This is a genomic window from Streptomyces africanus, from assembly GCF_002150735.1.
GTDB classification, from domain to species: Bacteria; Actinomycetota; Actinomycetes; order Streptomycetales; family Streptomycetaceae; genus Streptomyces; species Streptomyces africanus.
The window spans coordinates 1-20,464 of record NZ_MUKA01000212.1 but is presented as its reverse complement, the minus strand read 5'-3'; the positions used below and the strand labels follow the sequence as shown (position 1 = coordinate 20,464).

Sequence of the window (20,464 nt, the reverse complement as noted above, 5' to 3'; positions counted from 1 at the left end):
ACATCAGTGTCAGAGTCAAGTCGCGGCGTGGGCAACGGGAGCAGGAATGAGGCGAGCGGCATGCGCATGAAGGAGATGGTGCGGCGTACCGGGGTCCATGAGCGGCTGCTGCGCTACTACGAACAGCAAGGACTCCTGACGCCCGACAGGCTGCCCAGCGGCTACCGCATCTACGGCGAGTCGGACGTCGAGACAGTGCGCCGCATTCGCTGTCTGCTGGCGGCCGGGCTTCCGACCGCTCTGATCGCCCAGGTCCTGCCGTGCATCCGGGCGGACGACGAGCTCCTCGTGCCCACCTGCCCGGACCTGCTCGCCCAACTGCGACGGGAGGGCGAGCGAATCACCCGTGCCATCGAAGATCTACAGGCGTCGCGCGCGATCCTCGACACCATCATCACCGCCGCGCCCTCAGGGGCGCCGGGACACTGAGGCCGCCTCAACCTGCCGCTGCCGCGGGGAACGCCCGTAGTCTGCGGGCGTTCCAGGCGGCCGGCTACCGGCCCGTGGGCTCGGAGGTGCTGCTCAGTGCCAGGGCTCGTAGTGCGGGTTGCTCTCGCACTCACTCATGATCTCGGTCCTGGTCCGCTTGTCGACCGGGCAGACGCCGACGACGTACTCGCGGGCGATGCCGCCGGGGAAGGCGACCTCCTGCTGGTCGGCCCACTTGTGGGTGTCGCCGATGGTCTTGTTGACGTCGACTCCGCCGGGAGCGTCGACGTAGTAGTTGAAGGCGGACTTCCACTTCTTGAACAGGTCGTGGTCGTACGTGGTCGACACATACGGGGACGGCTGGTTGACCAGGACGTACTGCTCCAGGTCGTACTGGCCGTTCACCACGTCCTTGGGGTGGAAGCCCTGCTCGAAGATCACGGCGGGGCCGCGGCCGTCGGCGCGGTAGAGGGTGCCGCAGCTGGTGCGCCAGGACGGGTCGGGGGTGATGCGGTCGACCCGGACCCGGCGGTCGGCGGCGGCCTTGATCTTGTCGTCGAACTGGACGGGACAGGCCGCCGGTCCGGGGGCGGCGGCCGTGGCCACAGAAGGCGAGGAGGCCACGGATGCCGGGCCGGGCGTGGCGGCCGTGGTCGTGAGGACGGCCGCGAGACAGAGGGCGGCGGCAGCGGTGCGCCGCCGGATGCTGGTGGTGATCACGAGGTGCACGATCGCGGGTCCGCGGCGCCGCGCCGGGGACCCTCACTCGATCAGGGGCGTGTCAACTGCCCCTCGGTGGACGGCTGCTGACCCTCACCGGAAGATGCCCGTGTGGCCGAGCGAGTAGCGGCCCGGCTGCGGGTAGACCGCGAGGCCGTGCGGTCCGCTGCCGACGGGGATGCGGGCGAGCTGGGTGCCGGTGCGGGTGTCGATGGCGTACACCTCGCCGTCGTAGCGGCCGGACAGCCACAGCACCTTGCCGTCGGCGGAGACACCGCCCATGTCGGGGCTGCCGCCGTCGGGCAGCTGCCACTTCTTGGTCAGCTTGTCCTGTGTGAAGTCGAAGACGGAGATCGTGCCCTCGCCCCGGTTGGACACGTACATCTCGCGGGAGTCGCGGCTGACGTACAGGCCGTGGCAGCCCTTGCCGGTGGGGATCAGGGTGGGCTCGGTGAATTTGTCGCCGTCCAGGACCCACATGCCGTGGGCCATCATGTCGGCGATGTAGAACTTCTTGCCGTCGGGCGAGACCTTCACGTCCTGCGGCATGGCTCCCTCGAACGGCAGCCGCTGCTGCCCGACGACCTTCATCTTCTCGGTGTCGACCTTGAGCAGTTCGCCGCTGAACTCGCAGGAGACGATGAAGTAGCGCCCGTCGAGGGAGAAATCGGCGTGGTTGACGCCGTAGCAGGAGACCGGGACCGTCTTCCTGATCTTCATGGTGTGCGGGTCGCGGAAGACCAGTTCACGGTCGAGGGAGGCCATGACGAGGGCGTACCTGCCGTGGGGCGTGAAGTAGAGGTTGTACGGGTCGTGGACCTCGACCTCCTTGCCCGCCTTGCCGGTCTTCGGGTCGATCGGGGTGAGGGTGTGGCCGCGGTTGTTGTTGACCCAGAGCGTCTTCAGGTCCCAGGAGGGGACGACGTGCTGGGGCTGGCGGCCCACCGGGATGGTCTCGATGACCTCGTACGTCTTCGGGTCGATGACGGAGACCGTGTCGGACCCGGTGTTGGGTACGTAGACCCGGGACGGGAAGTCCTTGACCACGGGGGACAGTTTGTTCGGGCGGTCGGCCGCGTACACGTCCTCGGGATCGAGGACGGGCGGCATCCCGGGCAGTCCCCGCACGGGCTTCTTCTCGCGCGGCGCGGGCACGGCGGCCTTGGTGGCGCGTGCCTCGGAGGTCCGTTCCCCGCCCCCGGTGCCGCAGGCGGCGAGGACGGCGAGGGCGGCGCCCGCGACGAGGGCGCTTTTGACAAGGTGGCGGTGCATTGCACCATTTAAGGTCGGGTCCACGGGGAAACCGGTGATTCGCCCGATCGGCGGCCGGGCGAGCCGGCGCAGGTCACACCCCCTAGCGGTCGTTGACGCGCATCTCGAACCACGTGGTCTTGCCCCGGGGCAGCAGATCGACCCCCCAGCGGTCGGCCAGCTTGTCGACGAGGAACAGGCCCCGGCCGCTGATGTCCAGCTCCTGGACCGGCATCAGACAGGGCAGCCCCCGGGAGGGGTCGCGGACCTCGACGCGGATCCAGCCGCGGCGCCGGTGCAGACGCAGCCCGAAGACCCGGGCGCCGGTGTGGCGTACGGCGTTGCCCACCAGCTCGGAGACGAGCAGGACGGCGTCCTCCGTGGTCTTGGGGGTGAGCCCCCAGTGGCGCAGGACGACGACCTGGGTCAGCCGCCGGGCGGTGGCCGCGGACTCGGGGCGGGACGGCAGCGACACCTCCGCCTCCGTCGGATTGCCGTACAACTCCAGCGCCTTCAGCGCGCGTTCGTCCTCGACGGTCGGCGACCAGCGCGCCGCGGCCGCATGCGCGTGCCCCCGCGGCTGTTCCGTACCCTCCAGCCCCGCCATGCCCCCATCATGGCCGCCCGGAGGGCCCCTGGGGGCCGTTCCCGGGGAAAACGGCCCCGGGGGCGGGGGACCGAGCGGCGAGCCTCCGACATATGCCATGGGCACTTCGGAGGCGTCCACGGCCCGTCTGACCTGAGGCGATGACCCGTCGCGGGGCAAGCGACCCGGACACGCGGCCGGACACGCTCAAGGCTGCCTCAAGGCCGCCGTGAACCGCCCTATCGAGGGACCCGGATCAGACAGGGCGTCAATTGCAACCCCCGGGAGGGGCCTTCAGAGGAACTTCGCCTTGCCCGGCCCCTCCTCCACGAAGCTGCGCATGCCGCGCTCGCGGTCCTCGGTGGCGAACAGGCCCGCGAACCAGTTCCGTTCGATCGCCAGGCCCGTCTCGATGTCCGTCTCCAGGCCCGTGTCGATCGCCTCCTTGGCGGCGCGCAGGGCGAGGGCCGGGCCCTGCGCCAGCTTCGCGGCCCAGGCGTGCGCCTGCGCGTACACCTCGTCGGCGGGCACGACCCGGTCGACCAGGCCGATCTCCTTCGCCTCGTCGGCGTTGACCATCCGGCCGGTGAAGATCAGGTCCTTGGCCTTGGAGGGGCCGACCAGGCGGGCCAGGCGCTGGGTGCCGCCCGCGCCGGGGATCAGGCCGAGCAGGATCTCCGGCTGGCCGAGCTTGGCGTTCTCGCCGGCGATGCGGTAGTCCGCGCACAGCGCGAGTTCACAGCCGCCGCCGAGCGCGTAGCCGGTCACGGCCGCGACGACCGGCTTGGGGATCCGGGCCACCGCCGTGAACGAGTCCTGCAGGGCGCGGGCGCGCAGGACCATCGCGGTGTGGTCCATCGCCTGCATCTCCTTGATGTCCGCGCCGGCCGCGAACACCTTCTCGCCGCCGTAGACCACCACGGCCCGCACGTCCTCGCGGGCCCCGGCCTCCTCGGCGAGTTCCTTCAGCCGGTCCTGCGTGGCGATGTCCAGCGCGTTCATGGGCGGGCGGTCGAGACGGAGCGTGCCGACGCCTTCAGCGACTTCGAGAGAGACGGTCATGGCAGCAGGTTAACGGGGGCTAACGGGAGAGGCCCCGGTGCTGTCCGTCACACCGGGGCCTCGTCATTCGCTCAGAGCTACTTCTTCCACTTCTCCCACGACATGTTCCAGCCGTTGAGCCCGTTGTCCGGGTCGACGATCCGGTCCTCGGAGTTCTTGACGACCACCACGTCGCCGACCATCGAGTGGTTGAAGAACCACGCGGCCGGCGTCTTCTTGTCCCAGCCGCCGCGCACGTCGCGCAGGCCGATGCAGCCGTGGCTGGCGTTGTGGTTGCCGAAGGCGCCGCCCGCCCAGTAGTTGCCGTGCAGGAAGGTGCCGGAGGTGGTGAGGCGCACGGCGTGCGGGACGTCCTTGATGTCGTACTCGCCGCCGTAGCCGACGGTCTCGCCGTTCATCCGGGTCACCGTGAGCATCTCGCTGATGACCATCTGGCCGTTCCAGGTCTCCATTCCGGGCTGGCCGGTGGTGACCGGGATGGTCTTGAAGACCTCGCCGTCGCGCATGACCTTCATCGTGAGCTTCTTGGCGTCGACGACGGAGACCTGGTTGCGGCCGATGGTGAACTCGACCTTCTTGTCCTGCTCGCCGTAGACGCCGGGGCGGCCCTCGACGCCGTCGAGGCCGAGGTCGACGGTCACCTTGGTGCCGGGCTTCCAGTACTTCTCGGGGCGGAAGTCAAGACGGTCGTTGCCGAACCAGTGGCCCTCGACGTCCACGGCCGGTTCCGTCCTGATGCGGATGGCCTTCTCGACGTCGTCGGGGTTGGTGATGCCCCGGCTGAAGCGGATGGAGAACGGCATGCCCACGCCGACCTTGGAGCCGTCCTCGGGGGTGAAGGTGCCGATGAAGGTGTTCTTCGGCGTCAGGGTCGCGAAGCCCGCGTCCTCCGCGGCCGTGCGGCCCTCGGCGTCCTTGGCGACCGCGTGGACCGTGTACGTGGTGGCGGCGGCCAGGTGGGTCGACGGCGTCCAGGTGGCGCCGTCGCCGGATATCTCGCCGTCGACCTTCTTGCCCTTGGTGTCCTTGACCACGACCTCGGTCAGCTTGCCCTTGGCGGCGGTCACCTTCAGCGTCCCGCTGGTGTCCACGGACTTGGCGCCGTCCTTGGGCGTGATGCCGACGACGGCCTCGGACTGCTTGCTCTGCGCGGCGTCCGCGCCCTGGCCGGTGCCCCCGCCGGAACCGGAGCCGGTCCCCCCGCCGCCGCACGCCGTGACGGCGAACAGCAGCCCGCCGAGTATCAGCGCGAGCAGTCCGCTGCGGCCCCTCACCGACGCCCCCGATATCGGTCGCCCGTTCACGTCGTTCTCCCCTCCCCGGGCCTGGTCAGGCCCGCACCCCTGCGCGTGTCCCCCGCGCACCGGCGAATAGTAACCACAGGTCGCACGGCATCGGCGGCCCGTGATTGTCACTGTTCGGTCCCAACGGAACGCCGGGTCAACCCACCCCTGTGTACCGCTACTTCACCGCACTGCCCGCCTTCCATGCGTTCCAGCCCATATTCCAGCCTCCGAGCCCGTTGTCGGGAGCAACCCTTTTGTCTTTGCTGCGGACCACCTCGACGACGTCCCCGACGAGGCTGCGGTCGAAGAACCAGCCGGCCGGGGTGTCCGAGCCGCCGCCCTTCACATCGCGCAGTCCGATACAGCCGTGACTGACGTTGGTCCGGCCGAAGACGGTGTGGTGGGCCCAGTAGTTGCCGTGCAGGAAGGTGCCGGATTCGGTCAGGCGCATGGCGTGCGGGACGTCCGGGATGTCGTACTCGCCCTTGCCGTCGCGCTTCTTGAAGCCGACCGTGGCGCCGTTCATCCGGGTGACGTCGTGCATCTCGGTCACCACCATCTTGCCGTTGTACGTGGTGGTCCCGGGCGCCCCGGCCGTGACCGGCACGGTGGCGAGCACCTCGCCGTCGCGCCGCACCTCCATGGTGTGCCGGGCGGCGTCGACCACGGAGACCTGGCTGCGGCCGACGGTGAAGGAGAACGTCTTGTACTGGAGGCCGTAGACCCCGGGCGCCCCCTCGACGTCCCGCAGGCGCAGGTCCACGGTGACCTGGGTGCCCGGTTTCCAGTAGTCCTCGGGGCGGAAGTCGAGGCGCGCCCGGCCGAACCAGTGCGGGCGGATCTCGACGGCCGGGCGGGCGGTGACCCGCACCGCGCGTTCGACGGCGGCGCGGTCGGCGATCTCGCGGTTGAACTCCAGCGAGACGATCATGCCGGTGCCGACCGTGGCCCGGTTCTCCGGACTGACGTAGCCGATGAAGCGTTCCTCCGGGACATACGTCGTGAACGTGGTGTGCCGGGCGGAGCGGCGTCCGTAGCCGTCCACGGCCACCGCGTCGATCGTGTACTCGGCGGCCAGCGCGAGCCGCTTGTCCTCGGGCTCCCAGGACAGCCCGTCGGCGGAGAGGTGCCCGGGCACCGGTGACTCCTGCGCGTCCTGGGACCGGACGACCTTCACCGACTCCAGCCTGCCGTCGGGCACACGCACCCGCAGCTTCCTCCCGGGGCGCACACCCCTGCTGCCGTCGTCGGGCGAGACCCGGATGACGTCCTCGGGCGCCGGGGGCGCGCCGAACACCCCCGCGATCCCGCCCGCGTCGTCCGAGGTACAGCCGGTGGCCCCGGTCAGGAGCCCTGCCCATGTCACTACGGCGGCCAGCGCGGCCCTCGCGCGCCGCGCGCGCCCTTGTACGTGCCTCACGAGGTGCCCAACGACCGGCCGCGGCCCCGGGAAACGACCATGCCCGCCCCCGGGGAAACGTGAGTGCGACCCACGCTCTGGGCAGAACAGTGGGGAGGACGACGCGCAGGGGAGCCGCGACCCGGGCCGCAGCAGAGCCGCACCCCTCTGTCCCCCGTCGTCCCACGAGCCGCGGGAGGCTGACAGGTGTCCAGCGCAGCCGAGCAGGAGGCGGTGGCCGGTCATCAGGCCACCGGGAACGGGCGCCAGGCCGCCGCCGTGAACGGCGCGCGGCGGGCCGCGCCACCGCCCGCGGTGCCCGCCCGGCCGGGCGCGCCGACGCCGCTGGGCGCCCGGTTCCGGGTCGGCCCGGACGGGGTGGCGGGGACCAACTTCGCCCTGTGGGCGGGCGGTGCCGAGGGGGTCGAGCTGTGCCTCTTCGACGACCGGGGCAAGGAGTCGCGGGTCCGGCTCGCCGAGCTGACCCACGAGATCTGGCACGGCTTCGTCCCGGGCGTGCTGCCGGGGCAGCGCTACGGCTACCGGGTGCACGGCCGCTGGGACCCGTGGACCGGCGCCCGCTGGAACCCGGCGAAGCTGCTCCTCGACCCGTACGCCCGTGCCGTGGACGGTGACTTCGCTCTGCCCCCGGAGGTCTACGGGCACGTGCGCGACTGGCCGCAGCAGCACGTCGCCGACACCGTGCGCGACGACCGGGACTCGGCGCCGTACGTCCCGAAGGGTGTCGTCGTCCACGATGACGACGACTGGGCGGACGACCGCCGCCCGAAGACGCCCTGGGCGGACTCGGTGATCTACGAGCTGCACGTCAAGGGCTTCACCCGGCTGCACCCGGGCATCCCCGAGGAGCTGCGCGGCACCTACGCCGGCCTCGCGCACCCGGCGGCGATCGAGCACCTGGTGAGGCTGGGCGTGACGGCGGTGGAGCTGCTGCCGGTGCACCAGTTCGCGCACGAGGACCATCTGCTGCGCAGAGGCCTGCGCAACTACTGGGGCTACAACTCCATCGGCTACTTCGCGCCGCACGCGGGCTACGCGGCCTTTGGGACGACCGGCCAGCAGGTCGGCGAGTTCAAGCGCATGGTGCGCGCCCTGCACGCGGCCGGGATCGAGGTCATCCTCGACGTGGTCTACAACCACACGGCGGAGGCGGGCGAGCTGGGGCCGACGCTGTCGCTGAAGGGCATCGACAACCGCGGCTACTACCGCCTCCAGGACGATCCCCGCCGCTACGCCGACTACACCGGCTGCGGCAACACCCTGCACGTGGTCCAGCCGCAGGTGCTGCGGCTCATCACGGACTCCCTGCGGTACTGGGTGACGGAGATGGGCGTGGACGGCTTCCGCTTCGACCTGGCGGCGGCGCTGGCCCGCTCCATGCACGACGTCGACATGCTCTCCCCGTTCCTGGCGGTCATCGCCCAGGACCCGGTGCTGCGCCGGGTGAAGCTGATCGCCGAGCCGTGGGACGTGGGGTCGGGCGGCTACCAGGTGGGGGCGTTCCCGCCGCTGTGGACGGAGTGGAACGACCGGTACCGGGGCGCCGTCCGGGACTTCTGGCGGCACGCGCTGCCGGACGTACGGGAGATGGGCTACCGCCTGTCGGGCTCCAGCGACCTGTACGCCTGGGGCGGCCGCAGGCCGTACGCGTCCGTCAACTTCATCACCGCGCACGACGGTTTCACCCTGCGCGACCTCGTGAGTTACGGGCGCAAGCACAACGAGGCCAACGGCGAGGGCAACCGCGACGGCACGGACGACAACCGGTCCTGGAACTGCGGCGCCGAGGGCGAGACGGACGACGAGGGCATTCGGGCGCTCAGGCGGCGGCAGCTGCGGAACCTGCTGACCACGCTGCTGCTGTCGACCGGTGTGCCGATGCTGGTCGCGGGCGACGAGCTGGGCCGCACGCAGGGCGGCAACAACAACGCGTACTGCCAGGACAACGAGATCGGCTGGGTGGACTGGGGCCTGCTCCAGGACCCGGGCTGGAAGGCGCTGTCCGTGCTGACGTCGCGGCTGATCGGGCTGCGCCACCGGCACCCGGTGCTCCGGCGCCGGGCCTTCTTCTCGGGCCGCGCCCAGACCGCGGACGGCCTGCGCGACCTGGCCTGGTTCACGTCCCGGGGCACCGAGATGACGGAGCAGGACTGGTACGCGCCCGCCGCCACGCTGGGCATGTATCTGTCCGGCCGGGACATCCCGGGCCGGGACGAGCGCGGCGACCAGATCCTCGACGACAGCTTCCTCGCCGTCCTGCACGCGGGCGAGGAGCCGGTGAGCTTCGTGCTGCCGGGGCCGCCCTGGGCGGAGCGGTACGAGGTCGTCGTCGACACGAGTCTGGAGGAGCAGGCGGAGGCGCCGGGGGTGGAGCACGCGGCGGGGACGGAGATCACCGTGCCGGCGCGGGCGGTGCTGCTGCTGCGGGTGACGGGCTGAGGCATCGTTTCGCCAGGCATCGTTCCGCCAGGCTCCGGCGACGGCGGCCCGCCGACCTGGTGGTCGGCGGGCCGGTGCGGGTTTCTACGCCTGTGACGCCGGCGCGAGCTGGGTCGCGGCGGGAGTCGACGGCGCCGGGGCGCCGCGCCCGTGCTGGGAGTACGACAGGACGCCCGTGAGGACGATCCTGAGGACCTCGCGCAGTTCGATGTGGAGCGGTACCCGCCCGCCCGGGTTCTGCGACCAGCGGTAGAGCAGGCCCAGGTACGAATCACGGAGGATGTTGCCGACCCTCATCGGATCGATGTCGAAGGCGACCTCCCCGCGCTGGCGCCCGGCTTCGATGATGTCGGCGAAGACCTGGCCCGCGTAGGGCTCTTCGAGGAGCGGCTGGCCTGCCTTCACCCACGCCTGGAGCATGGCGGCGGTGATCTCCCGCTCGGACTCGTTGAACTCCGCCAGGGCCGCCATGCACCTCTCCAGGTGCACCGTCACGTCGTCGTTCCGGGACTTCATCGACTCTTCCATGCACAGCTCCAGGCGCCGCTTGCGGGCCTCGGCCCAGGCGGTGACCAGGTCTTCCTTGCGCTGGAAGTAGTTGAAGAAGGTGCCCCGGGCCACGTCGGCGTGCTCGGCGATCTGGTCGATCGTGGTGCGGTCGTACCCCTGCTCCGCGAAGAGGGTCAGGGCAGAGGTGTAGATGCGGTCCCGAACCCGCTGCTTGCTGCGCTCTCTGCGCCCGAGAGGCCGGGCAGGTTCAGAGGCCATGTGCTTCCTCGCCTTCTCACGTCGTTGTGCGGGCTCCCCCGGCCATGAAAAAAATTATACCACGGTACATCTATGAGTCATGGTCTTCGTTTTCCTGAGGGGACGTCAGGGCAGTGACATCAGGGCCGTGACGCCACGGAAGCGGCGATCACACCGATGGGTTCGCGGCCCAGCAGCCGTGTGGCGGGTATGTCGACACCCGCCGTGCGGTGCAGGCGCACCCTGAGCTCGGTCGCCAGCAGGGAATCCAGTCCCAGGGTCCGCAGCGGTCTGCGCGGGTCGAGCCGGGTCGCCGAGAGGCCCAGCACGGTGGCGGCCTGCTTCAGGACGTCGTCGGGCGTGGGGGCGCGCCCGGGGGCCGTGGTCGTGGGAACCGGTACCGGCACCGGCACCGTGCCTTCCGCGGCGAGTGCCTCGTGGGCGGGGCCCGCAGCCCGGTGACGCAGTCGTATGTCACGGAACTCCGCGATCACATGGCCGTCCTCGGCCGTCAGCCACACGTCACAGCGTGCGTCGTCCGTGCCGTCCGAGGGGGTGAAGCGGGCCACGCACCAGTGGTCACGGCCGACTCCCGCCTCGTCCCGGACCAGGACGCGGCCGAAGGACACCGGCACGTAGTCGTCCGGCCTGCCCCCTGCCCCCGTGGAGTGCGGCCACGCGGCGAGCATCGTCAGCAGCCCCGCTTCGAGCCCCGTCGCCGCACCGGGCGAGCGGCGCATGCGAGCCACCGATTGGCCGTCGGAGCACCACAGTTGCGCCACGGTGCACAGGGCCGCGTCGATGGTGTAGCCGCGGCCCTGTGCACGGCGGTAGAACTCCGCCGCCGGCACGTACGCGGTGCACCGGGTCAGGGCGGCGTCCAGCAGCTCCCGGCCGTACGGCTCGGCGGGGCCGGTGGTGCGGAACCTGCCGGTCATGCAGAGCTCACCGTCCCGGGTGCCGTCCGCGGTGCGCAGCGCGGTGACGGTGAAGACAAAACAGCCCTCCTCCGCGGCGGGCGTCAGGACCACGCGTACCGCGGCATCGCGGGCGTGTTCCAGCTCCCAGGGCCGGTCCCCGAACTCGACGTCCTCCAGCACGCCGTCACCGGCCTCCCCGATGCCGTCCGCCGCCCGCAGGACGGCCTTGACGTAGAGCACCGGCGGTACGACGGCCGCGCCGCCCCGGGTGCGGACGCTCTGCCCCAGGTCGGCCAGGCCCAACTCGCGCAGTTCGACCTCCCGTACGTGCTCGGCCGGCGCGGCCGGCGCCGGAGCCGGGGCCGGCTCCTTCCTGAACTGTTCCTGGTCCCAGGCGTACGTCGGCAGCGGCACCCGTGGCGCGGTTCCCTGGAAGTAACGGTTCCAGTCGACGCGTCCGCCGTGGGAGAAGAGCTGCCCGAGCGCGCGGGTGAGGTTCTCGCCGTCGTCCTGGTGGCGCTTCAAGGTGGCGACGGCGGCCGGTGCGGCGCCCTGTTCGCCGAGGACCGCCGTGACGGACTGGACGAGCAGCGGGTGCGGGCTGACCTCCAGGAACACCGTCTCCTCCTTGGCGGCCGCCCGCACGGCCTCGACGAAACGCACCCGCTCGCGGAGGTTGTCCGCCCAGTAGGCGGCGTCCAGTTCGGGTCCGTCGACCGGCTCGCAGCGGGTGGTGGAGAACATCGCGGTAGTTGCGGGCAGCGGCGTGAGGTGGGCGAGGGCGTCGGTCAGGTCGTCCCGCAGGTCCGCCATGTACGGGGAGTGGGACGCCACGTTGACCTTGACGGGCCGGCAGGACACCCCTTCGGCCTGGAGGCGTTCGGCGATGCGGTGCAGAGCGTGCGCGTCCCCGGCGAGGACGGTACTCGCGGGGGCGTTCTCCGCCGCGACGCACACCGTGTCGCCGTAGGGTGCCGCCGCGTCCGCCGCGCTCAGCGCGTCGAGTTCGACGGCCAGCATCGCGCCGCGCCCCGCCCGGCTCTGCATCAGGGAACTGCGCCGGCAGATGACGGAGGCGGCGTCCTTCAGCGACAGCGCCCCGCAGACCTGGGCGGCGGCCACCTCACCCATGCTGTGCCCGACGCACAGGTCGGGTTCGACGCCCTTGGCGCGCAGGAGCGCGGCCAGTGACACCTGCACGGCCCACAGCAGGGGCTGCACCACCGCGACGTCGTCGGGGAGTTCCCGCGGCGGTGCCACCTCGCCGTCGCCGGTCAGCAGGCCGATGACCGACCAGCCCAGCTCCTCCCGGACGGCCGCGTCGCATTCCGTCAGGGTCCGGCGGAACACCGCCTCGGAGGCCAGCAGGCGGCGGCCCATGCCGAGCCACTGCGAGCCCTGCCCGGGAAAGACGAACGCGGTCCGGCACTCGCCCGTGAATCCGGCGTCGGCCGTCCCTCCGTCCGGGGTCTGTTCGCCCTCGGCCAGGGCGCGCAGGGCGGCGGCGAGTTCGCCGTGGGTGCGGCCGACGGCCCACAGGCGGTGGGGGTGGGCGTCACGTCGTGTCGCGGCGGTGTGACAGATGTCGCGCAGGGGGAACGCGCGTCCCTCGTCGCCGTCCAGGAAGTCGGCGTAGCGCGCGGCGAGCCGGCTCAGGGCGGCCGGGGTGCGGGCGCTGAGCAGCAGCAGCTGCGGCTCTTCGGGAGCGTCCGCGGCGTCCTGCGGGAGCTGCCCGGTGCGCGGCTCGGGCACGTACTCGCCGACGATCACGTGCGCGTTGGTGCCGGACAGGCCGAAGGAACTGACGCCCATGAGCGCGGCCCGGCCGCCGGGCACGAGCGGGGTGTTGCGGGTGACGCAGGTGAGGGGGGCGGTGTCCCCGGCCAGGACGGGGTGCGGAGTGCGCAGGTGCAGGGACGCGGGGATGGTGCGGTGCCGGGCGATGAGCACGGTCTTGATCAGGCCCGCGATCCCGGCGGCGGCTTCGGCGTGGCCGATGTTGGTCTTGACGGAGCCGATGGGCAGCGGACGGGACCGGGACCGTCCTTCGCCTCCCACGGCCTGCGCCAGGGCGCGCAGTTCGACGTCGTCCCCGACGGGGGTGCCGGTGCCGTGTGCCTCCACGTAGTCCAACCGGTCCGGGGTGATGCCGGCGCTGCGGCAGGCCGAGCGGATCATCTCGGTCTGTCCGGACACGGCGGGCTGAAGCAGCGTTCCGCTGCCCCGGCCGTCGTTGGTGACGGCGCTTCCCCGCAGTACGGCGAGGACCTGGTCGCCGTCGCGCAGGGCGTCGGGCAGCCGCTTGAGCAGGACGGTCCCCACTCCTTCGCTGCGGACGAAGCCGTCGCCGGAGGCGTCGGCGAACTTGCAGCGTCCGTCGGGGGCGAGCATGCCGCCCTGGGAGTAGGTGATGGCGTCGGACGGCGAGAGCACGGCGTTGACTCCCGCGGCGACGGCCAGGTCGCTCTCCCCGGTCAGCAGACTCTGCCGGGCCAGGTGCACGGCCACCAGGGACGAGGAGCACGCGGTGTCGACCATCAGGCTGGGCCCGCGCAGGTCGAGGGCGAAGGAGAGGCGCCCGGCGGTCATCGTCCGCAGCCGGCTGCCCGCCATCCCGTGCACGTCCTGCTGCCCGTCGGACTCCGCCAGGTCCGCGTACTCGGCGGTCGCCTGGCCCACGAAGACACCGGTGCGGCTGCCCGCCAGCGAGGACGGGAGGATGTGGGCGTCCTCCAGTGCTTCCCAGACGACCTGGAGGAGGACCCGCTGCTGAGGGTCCATGGCCAGTGCCTCGCGCGGGGCGATGCCGAAGAAGGCGGCGTCGAAGCCGTACAGGTCGTCGATGAACCCGCCGTGCCGCGAGACGGTCGTGCCCGGTTCGCCCGGCCGCGTCGAGTGGTACCGCCGCACGTCGAACCGGTCCTGGGGCACGGGTGTGACGGCGTCGGTGTTGCGCTCGAGCAGGTGCCAGAACTCCCCCGCCCCGTGCGCTCCCGGAAATCTGCATCCCATCCCGACGATCGCGATGTCAGGCATGCCGCCTTGCTGCACGAAGCCCCCCTCGGTCCTGTGGTGTCAGGTCCAAAAGTAAACCAGAGACCAAGTTTGACTTCCAGTTGACCCGATGAACGGCGAGAGAAGAGTGTGTCACGGGCGCATTTCCCCCAGCTTCCCAAGGTGGTTGACCTGTCGCTTCCTTGTATAGGGCGGTGAGCTGGCGCGCGACACCGGTCAAAACATGGGCTACAGTCCATTGATACACCGCTACACACCTGAGCGAGGAGGACGGATGATCGCCAGAGTGCTGGGCCCCCTGCGCGTGACCATGAACGGCGTGTCGGTGGTTCCCACGGCGCTGAAGGCCAGAAAGCTCCTCGCCGTGCTCATCCTGAACCGGGGCCGCGTGGTGCAGCGGGCCGCCATCGAGCGCGAACTGTGGGGCCTCGACGTGCCCATGAGCGCCTCGACGGGCATCCAGAACTGCGTCATGCAGATCCGCAAGAGCATCGGCCACGCCCTCGCCGGCGGCCCCTCGGACCGCCTCCCCAAGGAGACGCTGATCACCGAGGCCACCGGTTACCGGCTCGAAGTCCCCGGCGAGCAGTTCGACATCGTCGGCTACCACCGGCTCGTGTCGGCGGCGGGAGAGGCGGAGGCCAGGGGGGACCTGTCACAGGCGTCGGCGCAGCTGAACAACGCGCTGAAGCTGTGGCGTGACGCGCCCCTGGCCGATGTGCCGGCCGGGCCCGTCCTGCACCCGCACGTGCTGCGGCTGGAGGAGGACCGCAAGGCGGTGCTGAGCCAGCGCGTCGGCCTGGACCTGCGGCTGCGCCGTTACGCCGAGGTCATCGGCGAACTGCACGCCCTCGTGGCGCTCAACCCCTATGACGAGGTGCTGCACGAGTACCTGATGCTGGCGCTGTACCTCTCCGGGCGTCGCAACGACGCGCTGGCGGCCTACCAGGGCGTGCGCACCGCGCTGACCGACGGGATCGGCCTGGAGCCCTCCCACCGTCTGCGTCGCCTCCAGCAGCAGATCCTGAACTGCGACGACGCGCTGGAGCACACGTTCCTGGACGACCGCTCCCCCCACCTCGTCGGGGCGTAGTGCCCATCAGTGGACAAGTACCCCCGTGCGGGCGGCCGTCAGGGACGCGAGGAGCTCTTCGAGCAGGACGCCCTGGCCGTACGGGGTGAAGGGGAAGAAGTGCCCGCCCTGGGCGAGCCGGCAGCGGAACGGGCCCGATGTGAAGCGGCCCCACAGGGGCAGCACCTCCGGCGGGACGAGCGGATCGTCCGTACCGGCCAGTGCGGTCACCGGCACGGTGAGCCGCAGCGGCTCCACGGCGCGCAACGCGTCCCGCGCGAGCGCGAGGTCATGGGCCAGGACCCGCCGTGCGGGGCTGAGCGACGGGTCGTGCAGGGCGTCGGCGGGCAGCCGGTGGCCGGCGAAGATCTCGGCCAGTTCGGCGGCCCTGCCCGGGAGTTGCGGGCGGGGCCGGCTTCGCGCGCCCGGTTGCGAACAGCTCACGACCAGGCCGTCGCAGTGTCCGCCGGCGTCGGCGACGGCGAGCGCCAGCAGCCCTCCCAGACTGTGGCCGTAGAAGACGGTCGGGGCGGGGTCGAGGGCGTTCAGTTCCCGGCGGACGGCCGGCACGGCGGCGGCCGGCGTCGTACGGGGTGGGAGGCTCGCGCGCCGCTCCCGCCCGGGCAGGGTGACGGCCACGACCTCCACCGCCTCCGGCAGAGCGGCCAGGACGCTCGCGTAGCGCTGCGGGCCGGCGCCCGCGTGGGGGAAGACGACGACGCGGCTGCCGCGGTCTGCGGAGGGCCGCAGCACATGCGTCCAGTCCTCGGAGTCGGAAGCCATGCTCATTCCTCGGTGGGTCGGGGCCAGGGGAGGGCCGTACAGCGCCCGTGCCGGGCGGGGAGCGTGCTCCCCGCCCGGCACGGACCTCGCGGCGTGGGGCTCAGGCCGACGTGATGACGAGCGCGGCGTTGTGGCCGCCGAACCCCAGCGACGTGCTGACGGCGACGTCCACCGGGGTGGTGCGGGGTTCGCCGCCGACCACGTCCAGGTCGATGGCGGGGTCCGGGTTCTTCAGGTTCGCCGTCGGCGGCACCGTGCCGTGCTGCACGGCCAGCACCGTGTACGCCGCCTCGATGGCGCCCGCGGCGGCCAGCGCATGGCCGGTGACCCCCTTGGTCGACGTGACCAGGGGCGTGCCACCCAGGACACGGCGCAGCATCCTGCCCTCGACGAGGTCGTTCATCGCGGTGGCCGTGCCGTGCGCGTTGACGTGCCGGACGTCGGCGGGGCCGGCGCCCGCGTCCGCCAGGGCGGCGCGCAGGGCCCGCTCGATGCCCTCCCCGTCGGGATGCGGGGCGGTGGCGTGGTGGGCGTCGGAGGAGGATCCGTAGCCGCTGACGACGGCGCGGATCCTCGCACCCCTGGCGCGGGCGTCCGCCTCCCGTTCCAGGACCAGCACACCGGCCGCCTCGGCGGCCACGAAACCGTCCCGTTCCGCGTCGAACGGTTTGCCGGCGTGCTCGGGCGCGTCCCCCGACTTGGACAGGGCGCCCATCTTGCACAGCCCGGCCATCACCGTCGGGGTGAGCGCGGACTCACTGGCACCCGCCAGCACGATGTCGCAGGCGCCGGAGCGCAGCAGGTCCCGGGCGGTGCCGATGGCGGTCGCCCCGGACGCGCACGCGGTGGCGGTGACCAGACTCGGCCCCCGGGCACCGACGTCGATCGCCACGTAGCCGGCGAGCATGTTCGGCATGTACTTCGTCACGAGCAGGGGCGAGACCTTGCCGGCGCCGCGCTCGCGTAGTGTGTCGTGCTGTTCCGCGAAGGTGGCGGCGCCGCCGAGCGAGTTGCCGAGCACCACCCCGACCCGGGTGCCGTCCCAGGCCGTCGAGTCCCATCCGGCGTCGGCGACGGCCATCCGGGAGGCCACGAGGGCCAGTTGGACGAAGCGCTCCAGCTGCCAGCCGGCGAAGCCGCCCAGCAGGTCACCGGCGTCGAAACCCGGTACCCGGCAGGAGAAGTCGACCGACAGCTCGGTGAGTGCGGGGTCGCGCGTGGCGCAGGAGCGTCCTGACAGCACCCGCTCCCAGTTCTCCTCCAGGCCGATTCCGGCCGGGGTCACCAGGCCCAGGCCGGTGACGGCTGTGCCGTGCGTGGAACCGTCCGCCATCAGACCGCCGCTCCCTTGGCCGACAGCAGCTGGACCAGGTCGTCCAGGGTGTGGTCCTCGGTGAGTTCACCGTCGGCTATCTCGACCCCGAACTCCTTGTCCAGGACGAGGCCGAGCTCGATCAGGACCAGGGAGTCGAAGGACAGTTTGCCGAGCGTCACCTCGGACGCGATGATCTCCGGCTTGACCTTGAACTGGTCGGAGAGAAGGACCGAGACCCGCTCCGCGATCGCCTGCATGGTGTGTCTCCTTGTGGTGCGGTGAGTGATGAGAGGTGGGGGTGGTTGTGAGGGGGAGGGGGCCGGCGTCAGGCCGCCGTGATGTCGGGCCATTCGAGGGCCACCGACCCCCAGGTGAGTCCGCCGCCGAACCCGCCGAGCACGACGCGCTGGCCGGGGAGCAGTTCGCCGTCGGCCGACGCGTCGGCCAGGGCCAGCGGGATCGAGGCCGCGACGGTGTTGCCGACCCGCTCGATGTTGGCGGGGAACCGTTCGAGCGGTACGTCGATGCGTTCGGCGACCGCCGCCAGGATGCGTGCGTTGGCCTGGTGGAGGACGACCTTGTCGATGTCCTCGACCGCCCAGCCCGCGGCGTCGGCCGTCGTCGTCACGGAGGCCGCCATGTGGCGCACGGCCTCCGCGAACACCGCACGGCCCTCCATGGTGAAGTAGGAGGCCTCCGGCGCGGCCGGCCGGCCGGTGGAACGCTGCCGTGAACCGCCGGCCGCCACCTGGATGAGGTCGCTCCGGCCGCCGTCGCTGCCGAGGTGGAGCCCCGTCAGGGCGCCCGGCTCCGTCGCCGCGCCGGCACGCAGGTACACCGCTCCGGCGCCGTCCCCGAAAATGGCCCGGGTCGTACGGTCGGCCGGGTCGAGGATGGTGGAGAAGGTGTCCGCCCCGATGACCAGGACGGAACGGGCGAAGCCCGCCTGGACGAAACCGGCCGCCGCCCCCAGCGCGTAGACGAAGCCCGTGCACACGGCGGCGATGTCGAACGCGCCGGCCCCGCCGAGCCCCAGCCGGTCGGCGACCTCGGGCGCGGTGGCCGGGCAGGGGCGGTCCGGGGTGCTGGTGGCGACCACGACGACGTCGGCCCGCTCCTCGCCCGCGGACTTCAGCGCCCTGCGCCCGGCCTCCACGGCGAGGTCGCCCGTCGACCCGCCCGGGTCGATGACGTGCCGTCGGCGGATCCCGGTCCGGCTGCTGATCCACTCGTCCGAGGTGTCCAGTTGCCGGGCGAGGTCGTCGTTGGTGACCACCGTGGGCGGGACCCAGGCGCCCAGGCCGGCGACGACCGCGGCGCGGTCCGGCCCGGTCATCCGGCGTCTCCGTCACCGCGGGAGTGGTCCGGGGTGTTGCTGTCAGCCACAGCCGTTGTCGCTGTCGTAGCCGTCACTGCGTCGTTCCTCCTGGCTGCTGTCTGGGTGCACCGATGTGCTGTGGCGCCGTCGGAGTTGTCAGCCTGGCAACGCGGGCTCCGCTTTCCCTCACGGGCGGCCCACGCAGGGGACATGTGCCGCTCACGTCGGCCGTGAGCGGCACATGAGTGGTGCGTAAGTGCGCGCTGCCAGCCTGGAATGCGTCCGGCGGCGGCCCTGTGCCGCGGTGCAGGCGAACGGCTCCGGACACCCCTTCACACGACCCCGCTCACGACCGCGCACGAGGAGAACTGAGTGCAGCAACGCAGGATTGGCACGAACGGCCCGGTGGTCTCCGCCATCGGTCTCGGCTGCATGGGGATGTCGGAGTTCTACGGTCCGACCGACGAGGCCCAGAGCCTGGCGACCCTCCAGGCGGCCCTGGACAGCGGGGTCACGCTGCTCGACACCGCCGACATGTACGGCAAGGGCCACAACGAGCGCCTGGTCGGCCGGGCCATCGCGGGCCGCCGCGACCAGGTGGTCCTCGCGACCAAGTTCGGCATCCGGCGCGACGACAGCGACCCGAGGCAGGGCCGGAACATCGACTCCAGCCCGGAGCACTGCCGTCGGGCCGTCGACGCCTCGCTGCAGCGCCTGGGCGTCGACCACATCGACCTCTACTACCTGCACCGCAAGAGCCCCGACATCCCCGTCGAGGAGACGGTCGGGGCCATGGCGGAGCTCGTGCGGGCCGGCAAGGTCGGGCACCTGGGGCTGTCCGAGGTGACCGCGCAGACCCTGCGCAGGGCGCACGCCGTCCACCCCATCGCGGCCCTGCAGACCGAGTACTCGCTGTGGACCCGCGAGGTGGAGGCGGAGGTCCTGCCGGTGGCCCGGGAGCTGGGCACGTCGCTCGTGGCGTACTCGCCGATCGGGCGGGGTTTCCTGACCGGTGCGATCAGCCGGCCCGAGGACCTGGACCCCACGGACTTCCGGCACTCGCACCCCCGCTTCCAGCAGGAGCACCTGGCGCGCAACGTCCGGATGGTCGAGCGGCTGCGCGAGCTCGCGGAGCTCTACGGGTGCAGCCCCGTCCAGCTGGCCCTGGCCTGGCTGCTGGCCCAGGGCGACGACATCGTGCCCATCCCGGGCACGCGCCGGACCGGCTATCTGCGCGAGAACGTCGCCGCCGCCGAACTGCGGCTCACCGACGAGCAACTGGCCGCCGTGTCGGCCGCGGTGCCCCACGACGTCGTCTCCGGCGAGCGCTACGACCCGGCGGGCATGGCGACCGTCGGCCACTGACGCCCGTCACTCTTCACTCTTCACTCTTCACTCTTCTTCACCACTAACGAGGACTCCATGGCAGACAAGCTCAAGCAGCTCAAGCTGGCCGCCGTCAACATCGACGGCGTCCTGCTGAACGACACCTTCAGCCCCGTCATCCACAACTTCATCGTCAGTCGCGGCGGCGAGTACACCGCCGACGTCGAGCGCAGCATCTTCTCCCAGCCGCAACTGGTCGGCGGCCAGGGCATGGCGAACGCGGCGCGCGTTCCGTGGACCGCCCAGGAGGCGATCGACGTCTACTTCAAGGAGCGCAAGGAGTACACCCGCGAGCACCCGGTCGAGCTGCTCGACGGCGCGATCGACCTGCTGCGCCGGCTGCGCGGGCTGGGACTGAAGACGGTCAGCTACGGCGGCCTCGACAAGTCGCACTTCGACCACTTCCTGGGCGAGCACGCCGACCTCTTCGACGAGCCCGGCTACGTCTGCACCAACGACTTCCGCCCCGGCCTGCGCGAGATCACCACCGAAGTCTTCGGCCTGAAGTACGACGAGGTGCTGTTCATCGACGACGTGGCCCGGGTGGCGGAGGTCGCCAAGGCCCTCGACATCCCCTTCATCGGCCACCCCAGCTCTTTCGAGCACAGCTTCCAGCCCCAGCTGATGCGCGAGAGCGGTGCCCGGCACATCGTCGACTCGCTGCACTCCATCGACGAGGAACTGCTGCGCACCCTCGACGCCGAGGCCGCCGCGC

General features: G+C 71.6%; 17 protein-coding genes. 5 read left to right on the top strand and 12 right to left on the bottom strand.

All coding sequences use genetic code 11. From position 1 onward, the window contains the following. Nucleotides 1-60: 60 nt before the first annotated feature. Entirely contained in the window at nt 61-429 is a 369-nt protein-coding gene (locus tag CCL05_RS24725; protein WP_086562682.1) for a MerR family transcriptional regulator, read from the top strand. Between the two features lie 93 nt (nt 430-522). Here the strand turns inward: CCL05_RS24725 and CCL05_RS24720 are convergent, their stop codons facing one another. The 6 genes from CCL05_RS24720 to CCL05_RS24695 all read right to left on the bottom strand — a co-directional run bounded on the left by CCL05_RS24720 (nt 523) and on the right by CCL05_RS24695 (nt 6,754). Then, nucleotides 523-1,149 (bottom strand): ADP-ribosyltransferase, encoded by a 627-nt coding sequence (locus CCL05_RS24720; protein ID WP_086562715.1) that lies wholly within the window; start codon nt 1,147-1,149, stop codon nt 523-525. A gap of 93 nt (nt 1,150-1,242) precedes the next feature. Further along, the gene (locus CCL05_RS24715; protein WP_086562681.1) at nt 1,243-2,421 is read right to left on the bottom strand and encodes a YncE family protein; all 1,179 of its coding nucleotides are present in this window, start codon (nt 2,419-2,421) and stop codon (nt 1,243-1,245) included. 82 nt (nt 2,422-2,503) lie between these two features. After that, entirely contained in the window at nt 2,504-3,106 is a 603-nt protein-coding gene (locus CCL05_RS24710) for an ATP-binding protein (RefSeq protein ID WP_086562714.1), read from the bottom strand. Nucleotides 3,107-3,280: 174 nt separating this feature from the next. Further along, nucleotides 3,281-4,048 carry an enoyl-CoA hydratase/isomerase family protein gene (locus CCL05_RS24705; protein ID WP_086562680.1) on the bottom strand — a complete coding sequence of 256 codons (768 nt, stop codon included), beginning with the start codon at nt 4,046-4,048 and terminating at the stop codon, nt 3,281-3,283. A 77-nt stretch (nt 4,049-4,125) separates the two neighbouring features. Then, nucleotides 4,126-5,352, bottom strand: coding sequence for a L,D-transpeptidase (locus tag CCL05_RS24700; protein ID WP_167409608.1), 1,227 nt, complete (start codon nt 5,350-5,352; stop codon nt 4,126-4,128). Between the two features lie 157 nt (nt 5,353-5,509). After that, nucleotides 5,510-6,754 carry a L,D-transpeptidase gene (locus tag CCL05_RS24695; RefSeq protein WP_086562679.1) on the bottom strand — a complete coding sequence of 415 codons (1,245 nt, stop codon included), beginning with the start codon at nt 6,752-6,754 and terminating at the stop codon, nt 5,510-5,512. A 186-nt stretch (nt 6,755-6,940) separates the two neighbouring features. On the opposite strand from CCL05_RS24695, the gene glgX reads away from it, so the two are divergent. Beyond that, entirely contained in the window at nt 6,941-9,193 is a 2,253-nt protein-coding gene (glgX, locus tag CCL05_RS24690) for a glycogen debranching protein GlgX (RefSeq protein WP_086562678.1), read from the top strand. A gap of 84 nt (nt 9,194-9,277) precedes the next feature. Here the strand turns inward: glgX and CCL05_RS24685 are convergent, their stop codons facing one another. Together CCL05_RS24685 and CCL05_RS24680 are read right to left on the bottom strand one after the other, a co-directional pair. Continuing rightward, a complete protein-coding gene (locus CCL05_RS24685) occupies nt 9,278-9,961 on the bottom strand; it encodes a TetR/AcrR family transcriptional regulator (protein WP_086562677.1) in 684 nt (227 codons plus the stop codon). A 119-nt stretch (nt 9,962-10,080) separates the two neighbouring features. Continuing rightward, complete coding sequence (locus CCL05_RS24680) at nt 10,081-13,896, bottom strand: type I polyketide synthase (RefSeq protein ID WP_086562676.1); 3,816 nt, start codon at nt 13,894-13,896, stop codon at nt 10,081-10,083. A 253-nt stretch (nt 13,897-14,149) separates the two neighbouring features. Here CCL05_RS24680 and CCL05_RS24675 point away from each other — a divergent pair, with 253 nt between their 5' ends. After that, nucleotides 14,150-14,968, top strand: a complete 819-nt coding sequence (locus CCL05_RS24675) for an AfsR/SARP family transcriptional regulator (RefSeq protein WP_020271026.1) — start codon at nt 14,150-14,152, stop codon at nt 14,966-14,968. A 6-nt stretch (nt 14,969-14,974) separates the two neighbouring features. On the opposite strand, the gene CCL05_RS24670 is transcribed toward CCL05_RS24675, so the two are convergent. The 4 genes from CCL05_RS24670 to CCL05_RS24655 form a co-directional block, all read right to left on the bottom strand. Beyond that, nucleotides 14,975-15,730, bottom strand: coding sequence for a thioesterase II family protein (locus tag CCL05_RS24670; RefSeq protein WP_086562675.1), 756 nt, complete (start codon nt 15,728-15,730; stop codon nt 14,975-14,977). 100 nt (nt 15,731-15,830) lie between these two features. Further along, a complete protein-coding gene (locus CCL05_RS24665; RefSeq protein WP_086562674.1) occupies nt 15,831-17,063 on the bottom strand; it encodes a beta-ketoacyl-[acyl-carrier-protein] synthase family protein in 1,233 nt (410 codons plus the stop codon). Further along, complete coding sequence (locus tag CCL05_RS24660) at nt 17,063-17,302, bottom strand: acyl carrier protein (RefSeq protein ID WP_086562673.1); 240 nt, start codon at nt 17,300-17,302, stop codon at nt 17,063-17,065. The genes CCL05_RS24665 and CCL05_RS24660 overlap by 1 nt, the downstream gene beginning before the upstream one ends. A gap of 68 nt (nt 17,303-17,370) precedes the next feature. Next, a complete protein-coding gene (locus CCL05_RS24655) occupies nt 17,371-18,381 on the bottom strand; it encodes a beta-ketoacyl-ACP synthase III (RefSeq protein WP_086562672.1) in 1,011 nt (336 codons plus the stop codon). Between the two features lie 354 nt (nt 18,382-18,735). Between CCL05_RS24655 and CCL05_RS24650 the strand changes: the two genes are divergently transcribed. Together CCL05_RS24650 and CCL05_RS24645 are read left to right on the top strand one after the other, a co-directional pair. Next, a complete protein-coding gene (locus tag CCL05_RS24650; RefSeq protein ID WP_086562671.1) occupies nt 18,736-19,728 on the top strand; it encodes an aldo/keto reductase in 993 nt (330 codons plus the stop codon). A gap of 57 nt (nt 19,729-19,785) precedes the next feature. After that, on the top strand, nt 19,786-20,464 hold a 679-nt coding region (locus CCL05_RS24645), incomplete at its 3' end, for a haloacid dehalogenase-like hydrolase (protein ID WP_107400511.1).